This window comes from Mannheimia cairinae, from assembly GCF_028649535.1.
Taxonomy (GTDB): domain Bacteria; phylum Pseudomonadota; class Gammaproteobacteria; order Enterobacterales; family Pasteurellaceae; genus Mannheimia; species Mannheimia cairinae.
Map to the genome: position 1 here is coordinate 1 of NZ_JAQSJE010000012.1, position 18,912 is coordinate 18,912.

The 18,912-nt window shown below is 35.6% G+C and carries 19 protein-coding genes and 1 rRNA gene; 8 read left to right on the forward strand and 12 right to left on the reverse strand.

Features of this window, described 5'->3' with window-relative positions; all coding sequences use genetic code 11:
* Window positions 1-97, forward strand: a 5S ribosomal RNA gene (gene rrf / locus PTQ27_RS11575); the annotation flags it as partial.
* A gap of 203 nt (window positions 98-300) precedes the next feature.
* Here rrf and ruvB read toward each other — a convergent pair.
* From ruvB to PTQ27_RS11360, 11 genes are all read right to left on the reverse strand, one after another.
* Window positions 301-1,305 (reverse strand): Holliday junction branch migration DNA helicase RuvB, encoded by a 1,005-nt coding sequence (ruvB, locus tag PTQ27_RS11310; protein ID WP_273748248.1) that lies wholly within the window; start codon window positions 1,303-1,305, stop codon window positions 301-303.
* A gap of 8 nt (window positions 1,306-1,313) precedes the next feature.
* On the reverse strand, window positions 1,314-1,919 hold the full coding sequence (gene ruvA / locus PTQ27_RS11315) for a Holliday junction branch migration protein RuvA (RefSeq protein ID WP_273748247.1): 606 nt from the start codon (window positions 1,917-1,919) through the stop codon (window positions 1,314-1,316).
* Between the two features lie 116 nt (window positions 1,920-2,035).
* Window positions 2,036-2,659: a LysE family transporter gene (locus tag PTQ27_RS11320; RefSeq protein ID WP_273748246.1), complete on the reverse strand. Its 624-nt coding sequence runs from the start codon at window positions 2,657-2,659 to the stop codon at window positions 2,036-2,038.
* Window positions 2,660-2,666: 7 nt separating this feature from the next.
* Window positions 2,667-3,140 carry a phosphatidylglycerophosphatase A family protein gene (locus tag PTQ27_RS11325; RefSeq protein ID WP_273748245.1) on the reverse strand — a complete coding sequence of 158 codons (474 nt, stop codon included), beginning with the start codon at window positions 3,138-3,140 and terminating at the stop codon, window positions 2,667-2,669.
* A 6-nt stretch (window positions 3,141-3,146) separates the two neighbouring features.
* On the reverse strand, window positions 3,147-4,127 hold the full coding sequence (gene thiL / locus PTQ27_RS11330; RefSeq protein WP_273748244.1) for a thiamine-phosphate kinase: 981 nt from the start codon (window positions 4,125-4,127) through the stop codon (window positions 3,147-3,149).
* Window positions 4,128-4,189: 62 nt separating this feature from the next.
* Complete coding sequence (gene nusB, locus PTQ27_RS11335) at window positions 4,190-4,603, reverse strand: transcription antitermination factor NusB (RefSeq protein ID WP_273748243.1); 414 nt, start codon at window positions 4,601-4,603, stop codon at window positions 4,190-4,192.
* Between the two features lie 76 nt (window positions 4,604-4,679).
* Window positions 4,680-5,969: a type IV pilus secretin PilQ gene (gene pilQ, locus PTQ27_RS11340; RefSeq protein ID WP_273748242.1), complete on the reverse strand. Its 1,290-nt coding sequence runs from the start codon at window positions 5,967-5,969 to the stop codon at window positions 4,680-4,682.
* Window positions 5,970-5,977: 8 nt separating this feature from the next.
* Complete coding sequence (locus PTQ27_RS11345; RefSeq protein WP_273748241.1) at window positions 5,978-6,379, reverse strand: hypothetical protein; 402 nt, start codon at window positions 6,377-6,379, stop codon at window positions 5,978-5,980.
* Between the two features lies 1 nt (window position 6,380).
* A complete protein-coding gene (locus PTQ27_RS11350; RefSeq protein ID WP_273748240.1) occupies window positions 6,381-6,917 on the reverse strand; it encodes a hypothetical protein in 537 nt (178 codons plus the stop codon).
* Complete coding sequence (locus PTQ27_RS11355; RefSeq protein ID WP_273748239.1) at window positions 6,914-7,435, reverse strand: hypothetical protein; 522 nt, start codon at window positions 7,433-7,435, stop codon at window positions 6,914-6,916. Before PTQ27_RS11355 ends, PTQ27_RS11350 begins: the two co-directional genes overlap by 4 nt.
* Window positions 7,411-8,163 carry a competence protein ComA gene (locus PTQ27_RS11360; RefSeq protein ID WP_273748238.1) on the reverse strand — a complete coding sequence of 251 codons (753 nt, stop codon included), beginning with the start codon at window positions 8,161-8,163 and terminating at the stop codon, window positions 7,411-7,413. Before PTQ27_RS11360 ends, PTQ27_RS11355 begins: the two co-directional genes overlap by 25 nt.
* Window positions 8,164-8,283: 120 nt before the next feature.
* On the opposite strand from PTQ27_RS11360, the gene PTQ27_RS11365 reads away from it, so the two are divergent.
* The 7 genes from PTQ27_RS11365 to fbaA all read left to right on the forward strand — a co-directional run bounded on the left by PTQ27_RS11365 (window position 8,284) and on the right by fbaA (window position 17,611).
* Window positions 8,284-10,845, forward strand: coding sequence for a penicillin-binding protein 1A (locus PTQ27_RS11365; protein WP_273748237.1), 2,562 nt, complete (start codon window positions 8,284-8,286; stop codon window positions 10,843-10,845).
* Between the two features lie 237 nt (window positions 10,846-11,082).
* Complete coding sequence (gene aroK / locus PTQ27_RS11370; protein WP_273748236.1) at window positions 11,083-11,604, forward strand: shikimate kinase AroK; 522 nt, start codon at window positions 11,083-11,085, stop codon at window positions 11,602-11,604.
* Between the two features lie 25 nt (window positions 11,605-11,629).
* Window positions 11,630-12,718 carry a 3-dehydroquinate synthase gene (aroB, locus tag PTQ27_RS11375; RefSeq protein WP_273748235.1) on the forward strand — a complete coding sequence of 363 codons (1,089 nt, stop codon included), beginning with the start codon at window positions 11,630-11,632 and terminating at the stop codon, window positions 12,716-12,718.
* A 13-nt stretch (window positions 12,719-12,731) separates the two neighbouring features.
* Window positions 12,732-13,565, forward strand: coding sequence for a Dam family site-specific DNA-(adenine-N6)-methyltransferase (locus PTQ27_RS11380; protein ID WP_273748234.1), 834 nt, complete (start codon window positions 12,732-12,734; stop codon window positions 13,563-13,565).
* A gap of 77 nt (window positions 13,566-13,642) precedes the next feature.
* Window positions 13,643-15,001 carry a sodium-dependent transporter gene (locus PTQ27_RS11385; protein WP_273748233.1) on the forward strand — a complete coding sequence of 453 codons (1,359 nt, stop codon included), beginning with the start codon at window positions 13,643-13,645 and terminating at the stop codon, window positions 14,999-15,001.
* A 232-nt stretch (window positions 15,002-15,233) separates the two neighbouring features.
* Window positions 15,234-16,409, forward strand: a complete 1,176-nt coding sequence (locus tag PTQ27_RS11390; RefSeq protein ID WP_273748232.1) for a phosphoglycerate kinase — start codon at window positions 15,234-15,236, stop codon at window positions 16,407-16,409.
* A gap of 125 nt (window positions 16,410-16,534) precedes the next feature.
* The gene (fbaA, locus tag PTQ27_RS11395) at window positions 16,535-17,611 is read left to right on the forward strand and encodes a class II fructose-bisphosphate aldolase (protein WP_273748231.1); all 1,077 of its coding nucleotides are present in this window, start codon (window positions 16,535-16,537) and stop codon (window positions 17,609-17,611) included.
* Window positions 17,612-17,804: 193 nt separating this feature from the next.
* Here the strand turns inward: fbaA and mdh are convergent, their stop codons facing one another.
* Window positions 17,805-18,767: a malate dehydrogenase gene (gene mdh / locus PTQ27_RS11400; RefSeq protein ID WP_273748230.1), complete on the reverse strand. Its 963-nt coding sequence runs from the start codon at window positions 18,765-18,767 to the stop codon at window positions 17,805-17,807.
* Window positions 18,768-18,912 lie beyond the last annotated feature (145 nt).

Here is an 18,912-nt window from a genome sequence, read left to right on the forward strand (position 1 = left end):
TGGTGCTACCTGACTCCATTCCGAACTCAGAAGTAAAACGCAGTAACGCCGATGGTAGTGTAGTGTTTCGCTATGTGAGAGTAGGACATCGCCAGATTGAATAATGGACCCCGAGTAGAGATACTTGGGGTTTTGTTTTTTTAGTTTAAAAAAGCTTAATTTTTGAACTTATGAAGGGATAAGTGATATAAATTACCCTTATATCTTATGTAATTCTGGATATGGGTTATAAAAATAGATTAAAGCTTTATATATGCTTTAATCTATTTTACGTTCTATCAATTTTAATTGAATTGGATATTAGGCTGTTTTAGTTATCCCTAAATGGGTATAAGTGCGTGTTGTTGCAATTCTGCCTCTTGGTGTTCTTTGTAAGAAACCTTGCTGAATTAGGTAAGGTTCAAGCACATCTTCGATTGTATCTCGTTCTTCCCCTATTGCAGCAGCGAGGTTATCTAAGCCTACAGGGCCGCCATCAAAGCGTTCAACAATAGCTTGTAGTAATTTTATATCCATAAAATCAAAGCCTTCAGAATCCACATCAAGCATAGTAAGAGCTTGTTTGGCAATATCTGAAGTAATTACTCCATTATTACGTACATCTGCATAATCTCGTACCCGACGAAGTAAGCGATTAGCGATTCGAGGTGTTCCTCGTGAGCGACGAGCTACTTCATAAGCTGCGTCAGCAGATAGATTCAGATTTAAACAATCAGCACTACGTTTTACGATAAGGGTTAAGTCATCAACGGAGTAAAATTCTAACCGTTGCACAATACCAAATCGATCTCTTAGTGGAGAGGTTAAAGAGCCCGCTCGAGTAGTTGCACCAACTAAAGTAAAGGGTGGTAAATCTAATTTAATAGAACGTGCAGCAGGGCCTTCTCCAATCATAATATCGAGTTGATAATCTTCCATTGCTGGGTATAGAACCTCCTCAATAGCAGGAGAGAGTCTGTGAATTTCATCAATAAATAGAACATCATAAGGTTCAAGATTGGTTAGCATTGCAGCTAAATCGCCCGCTTTTTCTAAAACAGGGCCAGAAGTGGTTCGGATATTCACTCCCATTTCATTAGCAACAATATTTGCAAGGGTGGTTTTACCTAAACCAGGAGGGCCAAAAATTAACAGATGATCTAATGCTTCTTCTCTTAATTTTGCTGCTTTAATGAAGATTTCCATTTGATTTCGTACTGAAGCTTGCCCAATATAATCGGCAAGTAGCTTAGGACGAATTGCACGGTCTATCACTTCTTCCTCACGCTTTGGTGAGGCACTAATTATTCTATCTGCTTCAATCATAATTTATCTTATAAAGAATTCTTTAATGCTTCACGAATTAATTGTTCACTCGTTGCACCTGATTTATTCACTTTCTTAATCATTTTTTCAGCATCGGCTGGTTTGTAGCCAAGTGCAATTAAGGCATCTAACGCTTCTGTTGCAGGTTCTGGAGTGTTATTTGCCATAATTTGTGTATGTGAAACTTCCATAAAGAAGTCATTTTGTGCAATACCTTTAAATTTACCTTTTAATTCAACGAGTAAGCGTTCTGCAGTTTTTTTGCCAACACCTGGAATCTTGGTTAGTTTTGCTAGCTCTTCATTTTCGATAGCTGTAGCAAATTGAGAAACAGACATTGCAGATAAAATGGCAAGTGCTAATTTAGGACCAATACCATTGGTTTTTATAAGCTCACGGAATAATGTTCTATCTTGTTTCTGGGCAAAACCAAATAGTAGGTGTGCATCTTCACGTACTACCAAATGAGTGAAAATAGTAGTTTCATCGCCTACTTGTGGCAAGCTATAAAAGCTTGTCATCGGTAGGAGTAGTTCATAACCAACTCCTTGCACATCAAGTAAAATTTCAGGTGGTTGTTTTTCAATAATTTTGCCGTGTAATAGTCCGATCATCTTTATACCTAATAGTTAAATTTGGAAGTAGCATAGCAGAAAACTGTATAAAATAACACTGTGTAGTGCTAGCTATATTTGCAAACTTTTTCTAAAATTAAACCGCTTGTTTGCAACTAGAAAAGGTGGGTAACACCTTCGTAAATTAGCATTAATCCAAAGATAATAAAGATAATGCCCGATACATTGTCAATATAGCGGCTGTATTTTGCGTAGAATTGTCTAATAGGTTTTCGAGAAAAGAGTAAAGCAACTGCACAGAAATAAAGAAATGTAGTAGCAACAAATAAAAAAAGTAGCTCAAACATTTGGCTTGTTTTTGTAAAGTTACCTAAGTAGGCGGAAACCACACTGGTAAAATAAACCCCTGCTTTGGCATTGAAAATATTAATTAGTAAGCCTTTTTTGATTTCTTGCCAGTTGTGTAATGGGGTGAGATTCGTTTTTCCATCTTTAAAAGTAACATTTTCGGTTACTCTTACCATTTTCGAGCCGATATAAGCAAGATAGCAACCACCAATAAGCATAATGCTATATTGGAAAAGTTCTCCCATACTATTACTTAGCCAAGCTAATCCAAAAATAGCAAATCCAGCCCAGAAAATAATACCAAGAGCAATGCCGGTCGCAGCTAAAACACCACTTTTAATAGAATGGCTTGCTGATTGTCTAACAACATAGAAAAAGTCAGGGCCTGGGCTTGCAAGCCCTGCTAAATGAATAAATAAAATAGTAAGCATATTATTCCTAAATGAAGCAGTACAAAATATGAAGTGAAATTAATGCATAAATCGCAGCAAGAATATCGTCAAACATAATGCCTAAACCACTTTCCAATTTTTTATCAAAGTAATGGATAGGATAGGGTTTTAAAATATCGAAAACTCTAAAGCTGATAAATGTGAGTAGGTAACTAAGTAGATTATATTCAGGCAAGTAACAGAACATTAGAAAAATAGCGACAATTTCATCCCATACAATTCTACCATCGTCGTGTACGTTGAGATCTTTACTGGTTTGAGTGCAAATATAACAGCCTGCAATAAATGAGATAAGTGTAAGCAGCACAAAAAATAGTACGGATTGGGTTAAAGACCAAAGCATAATGGCAATAATTAAACCAGCAAGGGTTCCCCAAGTACCTGGTGCAGGCTTTAGTAAACCTGAACCAAAGCCAAAAGCAAAAAAATGGATAGGATTTTTCAGATTAATTTGTTTCATTGAATGTTATTTTTTAAAGTGATCGTAACCTATTGATGAGGGTAATGTTACAGGTTCGTTGTGGCGTAATAAAGTTAATCCTTCTTTTGCAGAACGAATTTGCCCGATGCAAGTATATTGTACGCCAATATTTGCTAATGCTTTTTCTAGTTTATTTTTATTATCGTTTGGTACAGTAAAACAGAGTTCATAATCTTCTCCGCCAGTCAGTGCAAATTTTTCAGCTTCTGATTGGCTATAGCAATTTAATAAGGCTTCAGAGAGAGGGATATCCTCAAGATTTAAAACCGCACCACATTCGCTACGTTTTAAAATATGGGCAAGATCTGATAGTAATCCATCAGAAATATCAATCGCCGCATTGGCAATAGCAGCAATACTTAAACCAAGTAAAACTCTAGGAGTTGGACGCAGATGACGCTGAATCAAATAGCTTTGCTCTTTATTCCAATTCGTATTTTCTGTACTTTTGCTTAATAAAAATTGTAAGCCTGCGGCACTATCGCCTAATGTGCCAGAAACATATATCCAATCCCCTACTTTAGCATTATGTCTAAATAGTCCTTTATCCTGAGGAACAATACCTTGAGCAGTGAGTGTTAGAGAGAGGTGTCCCCGAGTAGTATCGCCACCAATTAAATCAATATTGTAGTGATCAAGAATTTCAAAGAAATGTTCACTAAATTCGGCAAGCCAGTCGTGATTTATTTCTGGTAGAGTTAGGGCTAGAGAGACCCAAGCAGGTTCTGCTCCCATTGATGCAAGATCACTTAAATTCACAGCCACACTTTTATAGGCTAGATCTGCAGGAGAAATTGTTGGTAGAAAATGAGTGCCAGAAACTAAAGTATCAGTTGTGATAGCGAGTTGTTGATTTGGCTTTAACGAAGTTACGGCACAATCATCTCCAATCGCAAGTAGCACATCTTTGCGAGGAGGACGTTGTGATGCGTTAAAATAGCGTTCAATAATATCAAATTCACCCATAGAATATCCTTAAGCTTATTTTGTCAAAAACCCCAATTTTGGAAGCAAAATTGGGGAAATTGTTATTTTTTACCTAACGCAGGTGCTAACTTATCTAGAATACCATTGATATATTTATGGCTATCATCTGAGCCAAAAACTTTTGCAACTTCAATACCTTCGTTGATTACAACACGGAAAGGCACATCGTGTTCAAATTTAAGTTCATATCCAGATAAACGCAAAATTGAACGCTCGATAGGATCAATATCAGATTCATTACGATCTAAGTAAGGGCGTAAGATTTCGTCAATAAGTTCAACATTATCGACAACGCCACGGAATAATTTACGGAAATAAGGCATATCAACACCTTTCATATCTTGATCTGCAATAAATGCTAATTCCACTTCTTCAACCGTATTTTGAGAAATATACCAAGAATAAATTGCTTGTACCGCACATTCTCTTGCACGGCGACGTGGTGAAACTTTCATAAAACCTCTTAATTTCTAACACCAAAAAATGACGGCTGATTCTATCACATTTCCCCTTTTTTTGCTTTAATTTGTATTATTTTAATTTTGGTTTATTTTTTGTTTCAACAATATAGGGGGTTACAAAGATTACTAATTCACGCTTACTAATTCTATCTCTCGTTTGGCTAAATAATCGTTTAATAAAAGGAATTGAGCCTAAAATAGGCACACGATTTTCTCCTTTTTGAGTTAAATGCTGAAAAATTCCACCTAATACGATAGTTTCACCGTGTTTAGCAAACACTTGTGTATTCAGTTCTTGTTTATCAATCGTAATTAATCCACTACTACCTGATTGAGAATTAGGCGAGTTTTGAGTCACAATTAAATCAAGTAAAATTTGGTTTTCTGTCGAAAGATGGGGAATAACTTCTAAACCTAAAACGGCCTCTTTAAATTCAACATCAGTGGCTTCTGATTTGGTGTTATACATTACATAAGGAATTTCCGTGCCTTGCTTAATACTTGCTGCTTTTTTGTTAGTGGTAAGTAAGCGAGGGCTAGCAATAATTTCAACACTATTTTCTTGCTCTAAGGCACTTAATTCTAAATCAAGTACTCGGCTATTGATGGAGGCAACTTGTAAAACCGCAGAAGCACCATTAGAAACGGGAAAATTTACGTTTAAATTATTATTAATATTATTTAATCCATTTCCTTCAAGCTTTCCACCAAATTTATAATGATCTGCACTAGAAGAAAACATTCCCCAGCGTACACCAAGTTCTTGTAAATGTTCGCTGCTAATTGTGACAATTCTTGCTTCAATCGCAATTTGTTCTATTGGATGATCTAATTGTTTAACTAATCGCTCAATGTTTTGAATTGATTTATGGCTGTCTTTGATTATGAGGCTATTACTCCTTTCGTCAAAATGAAGATAGCCATTTTCCGATAAAAAGTTACCGTTTCCTTTTGTTAAAGACTCTATTACTTCAGAAGCTTTTGCATAGTTTAGTTTGATGGTTTTAGTAACAAGCTTGGGTATTGATACAAGCGGTGCTATTTCCCTATTATTTTGCAAATAAGGTGGAGCAGAACTATTAGAAGTATTCTCTTTATGAATATACACAATATCTTTTTCTTGATTAAGAGAGAGTTTATTTACTTTTGTGATAGTTTTTAAAATTTCATTAATAGACTTATTTTCTAATCGTAATGTGGTTCTAGTTTCAATGTCTTCAGTTAAAACAATATTTTTTTCTGTTTCTTCGGCAAGATAAATTAAGAGTTCAGTAGTAGGTGCATTTTTTACTGCAATAGAAATAGTATTACTAAATGCACTTGATGAGATAAAAAATAAACCAATTAATATTCTTATCATATAAATTCCTATAGTTTTAATATTACTTCATAAGGCGAACTGCAATCATTTGTTAGTTTCCAGTTAATATAAGTAATAGATCTTAAATTAATATTCTTTATTTCAATTTGATGATCGTTAATTAACTCATTTTCTTTGAGATCAAAGAGCTGATTTTTGTCATCAATAAATAAAGCTCTAAATTGATGATTGATTTTTACTAGCCCGATAAGTTTAAGCTTTTCAAACTCAGTCGTTAAATTAAGGGAAAAACCGTTTTCTGACGGTTTACAAGCGGGTATATTTTCAGCGTTTTTTGCAATGTCTGTTTCTAAGATATATTCATTTTCCAAAGCCTGTTGTTCCCCAAAAAAAGGATCTGCCATTACATTAAAACTTAGTAATAAAAGAGACAAAAAATATTTATACATATTATTCCTTATGCTCAATAAGCACTAATGTTGCATTAAGTTCTAACTGCCTACTTTGTTCAGATTTAGTTAATATCAAGGTATTAAATTTTAAGTAAGGAAGTTTGTTAAGATCAGAAATAACATTGAATATAGCGTTGCTAGTATTAATAATTGTTAGATCTACGCTTCTATCTTGTTCTAGGTGCCAGTCTAATTTGCTGATGTTTACACCATTTTTCTGGATTATTTTTTGTATGGTTTCATTAATATAGGTGATATTGTGTTCTTGGCTAATCAACTCTTTATTTTTATTTATCTGTTCGGTATAGCTAATTTTTAATTGAGAAACTTGGGGCTTTGTAGTTGTTATTTCTGTTATTATTTCTCTTTTCTGTAAGCTAGTATTAACTATAGTTATAGTTTGATAACCGATAAGCAAACTAAAAATAGTCGCAAAAATCATTCTTTTTGTATTGTTTAAATAAGATAGAAGCTTAAATCCATAGCTATTTGGCAAGATATATAAATTGTTTAATTTTTTATTAATAAAGTTCATTTTATCCCTTTGTGTTTAACGGTAAAGATAAGGTGAGTTTCGTTGTTATGATTCAAATTTATTTGATCAACCTTTAGCTCAAATAAATCTTGTTCTCTTAAAAATTGCTCTAACATTTGAAAATCCTGTTGCGAAGATAATTTTCCAGTAATTTTTAAATAGAGATTATTATCTAAATAAAACAGAATCGAATTAATACCACCATTTTTTAATGGGAAATTTTTAATAAGTTCAAACGATTGCTCAATTTCGTGCCCTTTGATAAAAGGCAGGATTTTTTTATTATTGTCTAAGTCAGCAATTTTTTGTATTAATGCTGATTTTTCAGCTTTTAACTGATTTAATTGTGTAGCAAGCGGGTAAATTTCTTGCTTTTTTTGCAAATAGTAGAAAGTAAATATTAAATTTATTCCAACAATAAAAAGTAATATAAGACCAAATTGCTTGATTGTTGTGTAGCTTGTAAGTACCCATTTACTTTGTTTACTACCGGCTAGGTCAATGCCTTTCCATTCCATAAGGTCGCTCCAAGGGCAAGAAGGTAAAGCTGTTTTTTAGATTCAGAATTGATACTGGGATCCGATGTCGGAATATCTTGCAGATAGACAACGCTTTCTGAACTATCTTGAGAAATATGTATTTCTGTATCAGTAAATTGAATCACTTTGTTTTTAAAATAAAAATGGGGAAATTCCTTTATTGACTGTGGTATCAAATTTTTAAAGTGAATTATTGCTCGCAGATAGCAATACAACTCACAATCTAATATACAAGGATATTGGCATAATTTATCAGCATAACTTTTCCGTAAGGCATATATACTGACTTTAGCTAGGCTACTATTGGTGCTTGGTGATTTTTGGTAATCAATATTAAGTAATTCAATATCAAGCGGTTGCTCATTTTTTACTATATGTATAATTTTTTGATGAAGTTGCACCTTATCTAAGGCTATAGGTAAAAAAACGGTTTTTCGCCAAATATATTCGTAAGAGACGCTTCTTATTAAGGTGAGTTTATGCCATATATCTTGTTTAGCTTTCTGCGTTAATAAGGATATATTTTCTAGTGCTAAATCTTCAGCAATAGCTTGATATATTAACTGCTCTAAGTCATATGGCTTTTTTTGCCAAAATACTGTGAATTCTTCAGATTTTCTTTTGACTAAACAGTAAGTAAGGCTGTCTTCACTTAAGCCTAATATTATCTTTTCAGCTTCTAGAGCTTGTTTTTTAAAACGTTTCATTATCATCTATAAGTAAATTTTTGTAATTAATTACGTCAAATGGTGTTTTTTCGCTTATACTTAGGCTTTAATATTGGCTTTAAATTTATAGTTCGTCATTAACCAAAAGAGATTTTTTCGATGCGGATCGCAAAAATAATATTTAGTGCTTTACTTTCACTTCTGATTTTAGGTGGAGTAATTGGTGGTTTGCTGTATATGCATATCAAATCTGATTTGCCAGATGTAACAACATTAAAAACTGTTGAGCTACAGCAACCTATGCAGATTTTTACTTTAGACGGTAAATTAATCGGAGAAGTAGGGGAAGAGCGTCGTATTCCTGTTAAATTAGCGGATGTTCCCCCAATGTTGATAAAAGCCATTTTGGCAACAGAAGATTCTCGTTTTTATGAGCATAAAGGGATTGATCCTAAAGGGATTGCCCGTGCTATATGGAGAACAAGCCAAGGAGATACTCAAGGTGCTAGTACCATTACCCAGCAATTAGCTAAAAATTTCTTTTTAACACCAGAGCGTAGCCTTGAGCGTAAGGCGAAAGAAGCTATTTTGGCATTAGAAATTGAGCAAGTTTTAACGAAAGATGAAATTTTAGAGCTTTATTTAAATAAGATCTATTTGGGGTATCGTTCGCACGGGGTTGCTGCTGCTGCAAAAACCTACTTTAATAAGACTCTAAAAGATTTAACTTTATCTGAAATAGCAATTATTGCTGGCTTACCAAAAGCTCCTTCAACAATGAATCCTCTGTATTCTTTAAAAAGGGCTGAAGATCGCCGTAACGTAGTATTAGGGCGTATGTTAGAAACAGGCGATATTAGCAAAGAAGAGTATGAGCAAGCCAAAGCTGAGGCTATTGTTGCAAGCTATTATGGAGCGTCTTTAGAGTTTAGAGCAGATTATGTAACGGAAATGGTTCGCCAAGAAATAGTAAAACGTTATGGCGAAAATATTGCATACAATAAAGGCTTAAAAGTTTATGCCACAGTGATTTCTACAGATCAAAAAGCAGCACAAGATGCTTTACGTGAAAATTTAATTGATTACGATCGCCGTAGTGGATGGCGTGGTGCTGAGGAATTATGGTCTAGCGGGGCAGCTTGGGATAATGAAAAAATTATCGAGCATTTAAGTAAACTCCCAAAATCAGAACCATTTACACCGGCAGTTGTTACCCAAGTAGATAAGGCAAAATACACCATTTTATTGGCAAACGGTGAAAGTGATATTTTAAAACGAGCTAATGCCTCTTTTGCTAATAAAGGGCTGAAAGAAGGACAACAAATTTGGGTTCGCCAAAATAAAAATAAAGATTGGGCTTTAGGGCAAATTCCGGAAGTTAATTCAGCATTAGTCTCAATTAACAGTGAAAATGGTGCTATTGAGGCCGTTGTGGGGGGCTTTAGTTTTGAGCAAAGCCGTTTTAACCGAGCAACACAATCTTTAGTGCAAGTCGGCTCAGCCATTAAACCGTTTGTTTATGCTGCCGCAATGAATAAAGGATTAAGCCTTTCAACAACAATTAGTGATTCACAAATTGTGATTAAAAAGAGAGGTCAAAAAGACTGGCGACCTAAAAATGCAGATGGAGTTTATGGCCCGCCATTACGAGTTCGTGTAGGTTTAGGTAGATCGAAAAATATGGTTGCCATTCGTGTGTTACAAATGGCGGGAATTGATTACGTTGCAGACTATTTACAGCGTTTTGGTTTTCAACGCAATCAGTATGTGGCAACAGAATCTCTTGCATTAGGAGCCGCTTCTTTTACACCTTTAGAAATGGCTCGAGCTTATGCAGTATTCGATAATGGTGGTTATTTAATTGAACCGTATATTATTGATAGAATTATTGATGCTCAAGGTTATGAGCTTTATCAAGCAAACCCAGTGATTGCTTGTTCTATCTGTGATCATCCGGTTGTATATCCTGAACCGGAATATTTTGAATCAGTGAAAATTCACGATGAGTCACAGGTAAATACAGAGGCGGTTTCTTTAGCTGAGCAAAATACAGATGAAGAAGGTAACGAAGGTATTTCTGAAACAGCACCAGAGTTACAAGCGAATAACAGTGAAAAAAATGCACCTAGTTTAATGGCGGAATCTTCTCATCATATACAAGGATTACGCTATGCTCCTCGTGTTATCAGTGGTGAGCTAGCATTTTTAATGCGTAGTGCATTAGCCAGTGCGGTAACAGGTGAGCCGGAATATGGTTGGAGAGGCACAAGTTATCGTATGTTAAATACAATTAAACGTGCCGATGTTGGCGGTAAAACAGGGACAACCAATAATGCTAAAGCAACTTGGTTTGCTGGTTTTGGTGCTGATATTTCAACCGTTGTTTATGTGGGTTTTGATGATAATAAGAGAAACTTAAGAAGAGGTTCATCAGGTTCGAGTACGGCACTGCCTGCTTGGATCAACTATATGAAAGTAGCATTGGCAGATAAACCTGTTGAAAAGGAAATTTTGCCTAAAAATATTATTGAGGTAAATATTGATCCGAATTCAGGATTCTTAGGTAATGGCCGTAAGGAATTTTTTATTAAAGGTACGGAACCGACAAAAAAATATATAGTTGAGCGGGCTTATACTGAAAAAGCACCACAAAGAACAACACCTCCTGCACGTTTAGGACTTCCACCTCCAGGTGTGCTTCAAGATGGTGAGTTGTTCTAATAATGAATTTATTGCAATGATTATGTGCTTAAAAGTTGAAAATTAGGGCTATTTCTTGCGATAATAGTAAAAATTTTTATTTTGGGCGATTTGTGAATTATTTGTATATTCTTTAATCAATAATGTATTTTATTGCAATTTTCATAAAAAACCAGACCGCTTGTTACTGCAAGCGGTCGTTTTTTCTATTAATTTCACAAATCAAATGTTTATTAAATTTAAAAAGAAGAAGAAATAATGGCTGAAAAACGTAATATTTTTTTAGTAGGGCCGATGGGGGCAGGAAAAAGCACTATTGGTCGTCAGCTTGCACAAACACTCGGAATGGAATTCCTTGATTCTGATAGTGTGATTGAAGAAAGAGCTGGTGCTGAAATTGATTGGATCTTTGATGTTGAAGGGGAAGAGGGATTCCGTAAACGTGAGGAGCGTATTCTTAACGAATTGACGCAAAATCACGGTATTGTACTTTCAACAGGTGGTGGATCTGTTCTTTCAAAAGATAATCGTAATGTGCTATCTGCTCGAGGTATCGTTATTTATTTAGAGACCACTGTGGATAAACAGTTTGAGCGTACGCAACGTGATAAAAAACGCCCTCTGTTAAAAACAGAAGACCCTCGCAAAATTCTGGAAGAGTTGGCAAAAATCCGTAATCCGCTTTATGAAGAGATTGCTGATATTACTATTCATACAGATGAGCAAAGTGCTAAAGTGGTGGCAAACCAAATCATCGATATGATTGATAACTTACAATAGCTTAAAAAATAATAGGAGCTAAGATATGTTGCAAGTAAATGTGGAATTAAAAGAGCGTCGTTATCCGATTATTATTGGTGCTGGGTTACTAACCGATCCTGCAAGTTATAGCCCATTGAAATCGGGTGATAAAGTAATGATTGTTTCAAACCCAACAGTTGCCGCCCATTATCTTGCAACGGTAGCCGATACCTTAACTGAACTTGGTTGCCAAGTGGATTCAGTTTTAATTCCTGATGGCGAAAAGTATAAAACTTTAGAGTCGCTAAATTTAATTTTTACTGCTTTGCTAGAGAAGAATCATAATCGAGACACTACCTTAATCGCTTTAGGTGGTGGTGTGATTGGTGATGTCGCAGGTTATGCAGCAGCCTCTTATCAACGAGGTATTCGTTTTATCCAGATTCCAACAACATTACTTGCTCAAGTAGATTCATCAGTCGGTGGAAAAACTGCTGTTAATCACCCACTTGGTAAAAATATGATTGGAGCCTTTTATCAACCTATTTCGGTTATTGTCGATACCAATACTTTGCAAACATTAGCAAAACGAGAGGTGAGTGCTGGCTTAGCGGAAGTCATTAAATATGGTGCTATTTTTGATTTAGCTTTTTTTGAATGGTTAGAGAGCCATATTGATGATTTAGTTAGCTTGAGCCAAGAGGAACTTGAGTATTGTATTCAGCGTTGTTGCCAGTTAAAAGCCGATGTTGTTGCCCGTGATGAAACAGAAAAAGGTGATAGAGCATTATTAAATTTAGGCCACACTTTTGGACACGCTATTGAGGCAAGAATGGGATATGGTGTATGGTTACACGGTGAGGCAGTATCAGTTGGAATGCTTGAAGCTGCCGCACTTTCACATATTCTTGGCGATTTAAGCACAGAAGATGTAGGACGTTTAGAAAAGTTATTAGCACGAGCAAATTTACCGACTATTTCCCCAGATGGAATGGAGCCAGCAGAATATCTACCTTATATGTGGCGTGATAAAAAAGTATTAAGCGGTCAATTACGTTTAATTCTTTTAAAATCGCTTGGTCAGGCATATGTTTCTGCGAAGGCTACAGAAGCTCAAGTATTAGCCTCAATAGAGCGTTTTACACAACGTTAATTTAGCGAAATCAATGAATCATTCTAAACATCGAGCCTTTTTAAAATGGGCTGGCGGTAAGTATCGCTTAATATCAGATATTCGAACCCATTTACCCCAAAAGGCTTGCTTAGTTGAGCCTTTTGTTGGTGCTGGTTCTGTTTTTTTAAATACTGATTTTGAACATTATCTACTGGCAGATGTTAATCCTGATTTAATTAATCTTTTCAATGTAGTAAAAGCAGATATTGATCAATATATTGAGCAATCAAGAGAACTTTTCCTACACCCTAAAGCAAATACAGAAGCTTTTTATAAAGCTCGTCGTGCAGAATTTAATCGTTCAAAAGATAGCTTTCGTCGTTCCGTTATTTTTCTTTATCTAAACCGTTTTGGTTATAATGGATTATGTCGTTATAACAAAAAGTATGGCTATAATGTACCTTTTGGACGTTATAAAAGCCACTACTTTCCTGAAAAAGAACTCCGTTTTTTTGCCCAAAAAGCCCAAAAAGCTCAGTTTATTTGTGCCGATTTTGAACAAGTCTTTGAGCAGATTAAGCAAAATCAAAATATAGATGATTATGTGATCTATTGCGATCCGCCTTATGCACCGTTAAAGCAAGAGACGAATTTTACTCAGTATGCCGGTGGCGGATTTAGTTTATTGCAGCAAGAGCGGTTAGCTCAATTAGCAATAGAAATGAAAGAGAGAGGAATTCCGGTATTGATCTCAAACCACGATACAGAATTTACTCGACAAATCTACCAATCCGCAAAACTGCAAAGTATTCAGGTACAACGATCTATCGGGCAAAAATCAGATTCTCGAGTTAAAGTCAGCGAGCTATTCGCACTTTTTATCTAATTATTTGCAAATTTTTCTAAAAATATAACCGCTTGTTATGATGCGAGTTTAGTTTTATTGAGCCACTGGAGTATTAAATGGCATATCAAAAAGAAGAACGCCAATCTTGGTCTAATCGTTTGGCATATATTATGACAGTTGCAGGGGCAACAGTTGGTTTTGGTGCAACTTGGCGTTTTCCATATTTAGTGGGAGAAAATGGCGGTGGTGCTTACGTTTTCTTATTTTGTATAGCGATGATTGTTATCGGTATTCCAATGATTTTGGTAGAAAATGTAATAGGTCGCCGAATGAGAGTGAATGTTATAGATGCTTTTGGTGGTAATGCGAATGGTAAAAAAATCGCAACAGGCTGGAAAATTTTGGGCTATATGGGGTTACTAGGTGCCTTTGGGATTCTTGCTTACTATATGGTGCTAGGTGGTTGGGTGTTAAACTATATTGCTAGTTTAATCACGGGTGGTCTAGATCTTTCCGTACCTATTACGGTAGAAACGACATCACAATTTTTCCAAACCAGTATTTTTGATAATCCAAGTGCAATTATTTGTTATACCGCTCTTTTTGTCTTAGTAAATTATTTTATTTTAGCAAAAGGAATCGTAGATGGAATTGAGCGTTCGGTAAAATATTTAATGCCCATTTTATTTATTTTCCTAATTATAATGGTTATTCGTAATGTGACCTTACCAGGTGCTACAGACGGAATTGCATTTTATTTAATGCCGGATTTTTCAAAAATTACACCTAAACTGTTTGTATTTGTATTAGGACAAGTTTTCTTTGCGTTAAGTCTTGGCTTTGGGGTGTTGATTACACTTTCAAGTTACTTAGATAAAAGTGAGAATTTAGTCAAAACAGCAGCTATTACCGGTGTAATGAATACACTCATTGCAGTGCTTGCTGGGTTTATGATTTTTCCTTCTCTCTTTAGTTTTGGTGTTGCCCCAAATTCAGGCCCGACTTTAGTATTCCAGAGCTTACCGATTGTATTCTCGAATATGTGGGGGGGGACAGTATTTGCAATCATCTTCTTTAGCTTATTGGTTGTTGCTGCATTGACAACATCACTGACAATTTATGAAGTAATTATTACCTCATTGCAAGAAAAGGCGAAGATTAGTCGTAAAAAAGCTATTTTTATTACATTGGCAACAATTTTCGTGCTTGGAAATATTCCTTCTGCATTAAGCCATAATGCCCTAAAAGAAGTGCAAATTATGGGGAAAAGTATCTTTGATGCTTTCGATTATATCAGTGGAAACATACTCTTTATTTTAACCGCATTGGGAAGTGCAGTTTTTGTTGGTTTTGTATTAAAAGATGAAGCAAAAGAAGAGTTAGGTGCAGGAAAAACGTTCACAAATATCTGGTTTAATTATGTTCGTTTTGTAATTCCAGTTATTATTCTAGTGATTTTCTTCAATTCTCTTTAGCCTTTAAAAATAGGAATAAAGCTGTTTGGATAATAATTCAAACAGCTTTTTTACTTGCGGGCTAAAGAGAAGCTATTGTAAGAGTAGAAAAATTAAATTAGTGAATAGACTATATTTTTTAAAATTATGAAAAAAATCATATTTATTTGATCTAGGTTAGCCAAAATTAGTTATAAGCTGATATAATCCGAACGTTATCACTTTTAAAACTTTCATTAAAGAGGAACAAACTATGTCTGTTATTAAAATGGCTGACCTTGATTTAGCGGGTAAACGTCTATTTATTCGTGCTGACCTTAACGTACCGGTAAAAGATGGCAAAGTAACATCTGATGCTCGTATTGTGGCAACTATCCCAACTTTAAAATTAGCATTACAAAAAGGTGCTAAAGTGATGGTAACTTCTCACTTAGGTCGTCCGACAGAAGGTGTTTTTGAAGAAGCTAACTCATTACAACCTGTTGTAGATTACTTAAATGCTTCAGATTTAGGTGTTCCTGTACGTTTAGTGCGTGATTACTTAGATGGTGTTGAAGTTAATGAAAACGAAGTTGTTGTACTTGAAAATGTACGTATCAACAAAGGTGAAAAGAAAAACGACCCTGAATTAGGTAAAAAATACGCAGCATTATGTGATGTATTTGTAATGGATGCCTTTGGTACTGCTCACCGCGCTCAGGCTTCAACACACGGTGTAGCAGAATATGCTCCAGTTGCTTGTGCAGGCCCATTATTAGCAGCAGAATTAGATGCTTTAGGTAAAGCATTAAAAGAACCACAACGCCCAATGTTAGCGATTGTTGGTGGTTCAAAAGTTTCGACTAAATTAACTGTTCTAGACTCACTTTCAAAAATCGCAGACCAAATTATTGTTGGTGGCGGTATCGCAAATACTTTCATCGCAGCAGAAGGTCATCCTGTAGGTAAATCTTTATACGAAGAAGATTTAATCCCTGAAGCAAAACGCTTAGCTCAAGCGACTAATATCCCAGTACCGGTTGATGTACGTGTTGGTTTAGAGTTCTCTGAAACTGCAGCAGCAACTGAAAAAGCAGTAACAGAAGTGCAAGCAGATGAATCTATTTTCGATATTGGCGATAAATCAGCAGAACAATTAGCTGAAATTATCCGTAATTCAAAAACAATTCTTTGGAATGGTCCAGTAGGTGTATTTGAATTCCCTAACTTCCGCAAAGGTACAGAAGTCATTTCTAATGCGATTGCAGAAGCAACGGCAAATGGTGCATTCTCTATTGCTGGCGGTGGCGATACATTAGCAGCGATTGATTTATTCGGCATCAAAGATAAAATTTCTTATATCTCAACAGGTGGCGGTGCATTCTTAGAATTCGTTGAAGGTAAAGTATTACCTGCTGTTGAGATCTTAGAAAAAAGAGCAAAGGGCTAATTTTTAATAAGGTGTAAAATGCCCTGCAAGCGGTAGGATTTCAGAATAAATTTACAAATCTTACCGACTTGATGATTTATTTTTCACCGTGTGTTACTCACACTTCATATAATAGGAAGCAAAAAATGTCATTATTAAACATCGTAAAACCAGGTGTCGTAACAGGCGACGACGTACAAAAAGTTTTCGCTTATGCTAAAGAACACAACTTCGCAATTCCTGCGGTAAACTGTGTTGGTTCAGACTCTGTAAATGCAGTGTTAGAAACAGCAGCTCGTGTAAAATCACCTGTTATCGTTCAATTCTCAAACGGTGGTGCACAATTCTATGCAGGTAAAGGTATCAAACCAGCATCAGGTGCTCGCCCAGATGTTTTAGGTGCCATTGCTGGTGCTAAACACGTTCATCAATTAGCGGTTGAATATGGTGTGCCGGTAATTCTTCATACAGACCACGCGGCTAAAAACTTATTACCTTGGATTGACGGTTTACTTGAAGCAGGCGAAAAACACTTTGCTGAAACAGGTCGCCCATTATTCTCTTCACATATGATTGACTTATCTGAAGAGCCAATCGAAGAAAATATGGAAATCTGTCGCGAGTACTTAGCTCGTATGGATAAATTAGGTATGACGCTTGAAATTGAAATCGGTGTAACCGGTGGTGAAGAAGATGGTGTTGATAATACAGATGTTGATGAGTCTAAACTTTACACTCAACCTTCAGAAGTATTATATGTTTACGACCAATTAAGCCCAATTAGCAAACGCTTCACAATCGCTGCGGCATTCGGTAACGTACACGGTGTTTACAAACCGGGTAATGTAAAATTAAAACCATCTATTTTAGGTGCTTCTCAAGAATTCGTTTCTAAAGAACGTGGCTTACCGGCTAAATCATTAGACTTCGTATTCCACGGCGGTTCAGGTTCAAGCCGTGAAGAAATCCGTGAAGCTATCGGCTACGGTGCAATCAAAATGAACATCGACACAGATACTCAATGGGCTGCTTGGGACGGTATTCTTCAATTCTACAAAGCAAACGAAGCATACTTACAAGGCCAGTTAGGTAACCCGACAGGTCCTGATGCACCAAATAAAAAATACTACGACCCACGTGTTTGGTTACGTAAAATGGAAGAGTCTATGTCTAAACGCTTAGAGCAATCTTTCGAAGATTTAAATTGTGTAAACGTATTATAATTTAATTCTTAAGCTATATAGGGCGTGTCATAGTTTCATTTGAAACTCACACGCCCTAATTTTTTATATGGTGGTTACTTAAGCGGATGCTTAGAAAATAATTTATGAAGAAATAAAAAAATCTGCACCTTCATAATCTTATTAACAAGATATTTAGATGCAGATTAGAAATTGCTAAATACTAAGTTAAAATTTAACTATTGATTTTGAAGTTCTCACCGAGTTCAATTTCATCATTTAAAATAGGAATTAATTGTTCTAACTGTTTCTGCTCATATTCGCTTAATGAGCCAATAGGTAAAATTTCCTCTACACCGTGGCAACCGAAGCGGATTGGATAAGCAAAGAATTTAGTGTAACGAGGGTCATCACTGCTATCAACATAAGCGTAGCGAATAATATCTTCTCCGAGTAATGCACGTACTACACCGATAGAGAAACGAGCACCAGCTTCTGCCATAGATAACGTTGCAGAACCACCGCCAGCTTTTGCTTCAACAACTTCCGTACCAGCATTTTGGATACGGTGAGTTAAGTGTTCGATTTCTTCTTGGCTAAATTCTAGTTTTAAGCCGTTAAGTGTTGCTTGAGAAAGTAGCGGTAGAATCGTTGTAGCTGAATGTCCACCAATCACAGGCACACTTACATATTTCACATTTTCATTTTTTGCTTCGGCAACGAATGTTTTTGCACGAACAACATCTAATGTTGTAATACCGAATAATTTACGCTTATCGTAAACACCTGCTTTTTTTAACACCTCTGCCGCAATAGGAATTAAAGTATTAACAGGGTTAGTGATAATAGCAATACACGCATTTGGGCAAACTTGAGCAGCTTTTTCAACTAAGTTATAGACAATGCTTGCATTTGTATTGAATAGATCTGCACGAGTCATACCTGGTTTACGAGCTACACCAGCAGAGATGATAACTAAATCAGCATTTTCAAGTGCAGGAGCTAGATCGTCACCCGCATAGCCAGTTACTTTAACGTGAGTAGGAATGTGGCTTAAATCCACCGCAATACCTGGTGTAACAGGTGCAATATCATAAAGAGAGAGTTCAGTATGTTCTGGTAAGTGTAGTTTTAGCGATAATGCTAAAGATTGCCCAATACCACCTGCAGCCCCTAAAAGTGCAACTTTTTTATACATAAAAATTCTCCTAAAAAGTTATAGAAATTTAAACGAATATAGTGTATGAGAAATTGTGGTTAGATTCAAATATGAATTCTTATTTTTGAGACATAGAGCAAATTTTTGTTTTAATTTTTATTAGTTGATTGCTTTTTTTGCATAA

Excerpts from the sequence above, each read along its gene's own strand:
- aroK (WP_273748236.1), top strand. The coding sequence starts at position 11,083 with ATGGCTGAAAAACGTAATATTTTTTTAGTAGGGCCGATGGGGGCAGGA.
- ruvA (WP_273748247.1), bottom strand. The coding sequence starts at position 1,919 with ATGATCGGACTATTACACGGCAAAATTATTGAAAAACAACCACCTGAA.
- fbaA (WP_273748231.1), top strand. The coding sequence starts at position 16,535 with ATGTCATTATTAAACATCGTAAAACCAGGTGTCGTAACAGGCGACGAC.
- thiL (WP_273748244.1), bottom strand. The coding sequence starts at position 4,127 with ATGGGTGAATTTGATATTATTGAACGCTATTTTAACGCATCACAACGT.
- aroB (WP_273748235.1), top strand. The coding sequence starts at position 11,630 with ATGTTGCAAGTAAATGTGGAATTAAAAGAGCGTCGTTATCCGATTATT.
- PTQ27_RS11390 (WP_273748232.1), top strand. The coding sequence starts at position 15,234 with ATGTCTGTTATTAAAATGGCTGACCTTGATTTAGCGGGTAAACGTCTA.
- PTQ27_RS11360 (WP_273748238.1), bottom strand. The coding sequence starts at position 8,163 with ATGAAACGTTTTAAAAAACAAGCTCTAGAAGCTGAAAAGATAATATTA.
- PTQ27_RS11355 (WP_273748239.1), bottom strand. The coding sequence starts at position 7,435 with ATGGAATGGAAAGGCATTGACCTAGCCGGTAGTAAACAAAGTAAATGG.
- PTQ27_RS11365 (WP_273748237.1), top strand. The coding sequence starts at position 8,284 with ATGCGGATCGCAAAAATAATATTTAGTGCTTTACTTTCACTTCTGATT.
- PTQ27_RS11325 (WP_273748245.1), bottom strand. The coding sequence starts at position 3,140 with ATGAAACAAATTAATCTGAAAAATCCTATCCATTTTTTTGCTTTTGGC.
- PTQ27_RS11350 (WP_273748240.1), bottom strand. The coding sequence starts at position 6,917 with ATGAACTTTATTAATAAAAAATTAAACAATTTATATATCTTGCCAAAT.
- pilQ (WP_273748242.1), bottom strand. The coding sequence starts at position 5,969 with ATGATAAGAATATTAATTGGTTTATTTTTTATCTCATCAAGTGCATTT.
- ruvB (WP_273748248.1), bottom strand. The coding sequence starts at position 1,305 with ATGATTGAAGCAGATAGAATAATTAGTGCCTCACCAAAGCGTGAGGAA.
- PTQ27_RS11345 (WP_273748241.1), bottom strand. The coding sequence starts at position 6,379 with ATGTATAAATATTTTTTGTCTCTTTTATTACTAAGTTTTAATGTAATG.
- PTQ27_RS11380 (WP_273748234.1), top strand. The coding sequence starts at position 12,732 with ATGAATCATTCTAAACATCGAGCCTTTTTAAAATGGGCTGGCGGTAAG.
- PTQ27_RS11385 (WP_273748233.1), top strand. The coding sequence starts at position 13,643 with ATGGCATATCAAAAAGAAGAACGCCAATCTTGGTCTAATCGTTTGGCA.
- mdh (WP_273748230.1), bottom strand. The coding sequence starts at position 18,767 with ATGTATAAAAAAGTTGCACTTTTAGGGGCTGCAGGTGGTATTGGGCAA.
- nusB (WP_273748243.1), bottom strand. The coding sequence starts at position 4,603 with ATGAAAGTTTCACCACGTCGCCGTGCAAGAGAATGTGCGGTACAAGCA.
- PTQ27_RS11320 (WP_273748246.1), bottom strand. The coding sequence starts at position 2,659 with ATGCTTACTATTTTATTTATTCATTTAGCAGGGCTTGCAAGCCCAGGC.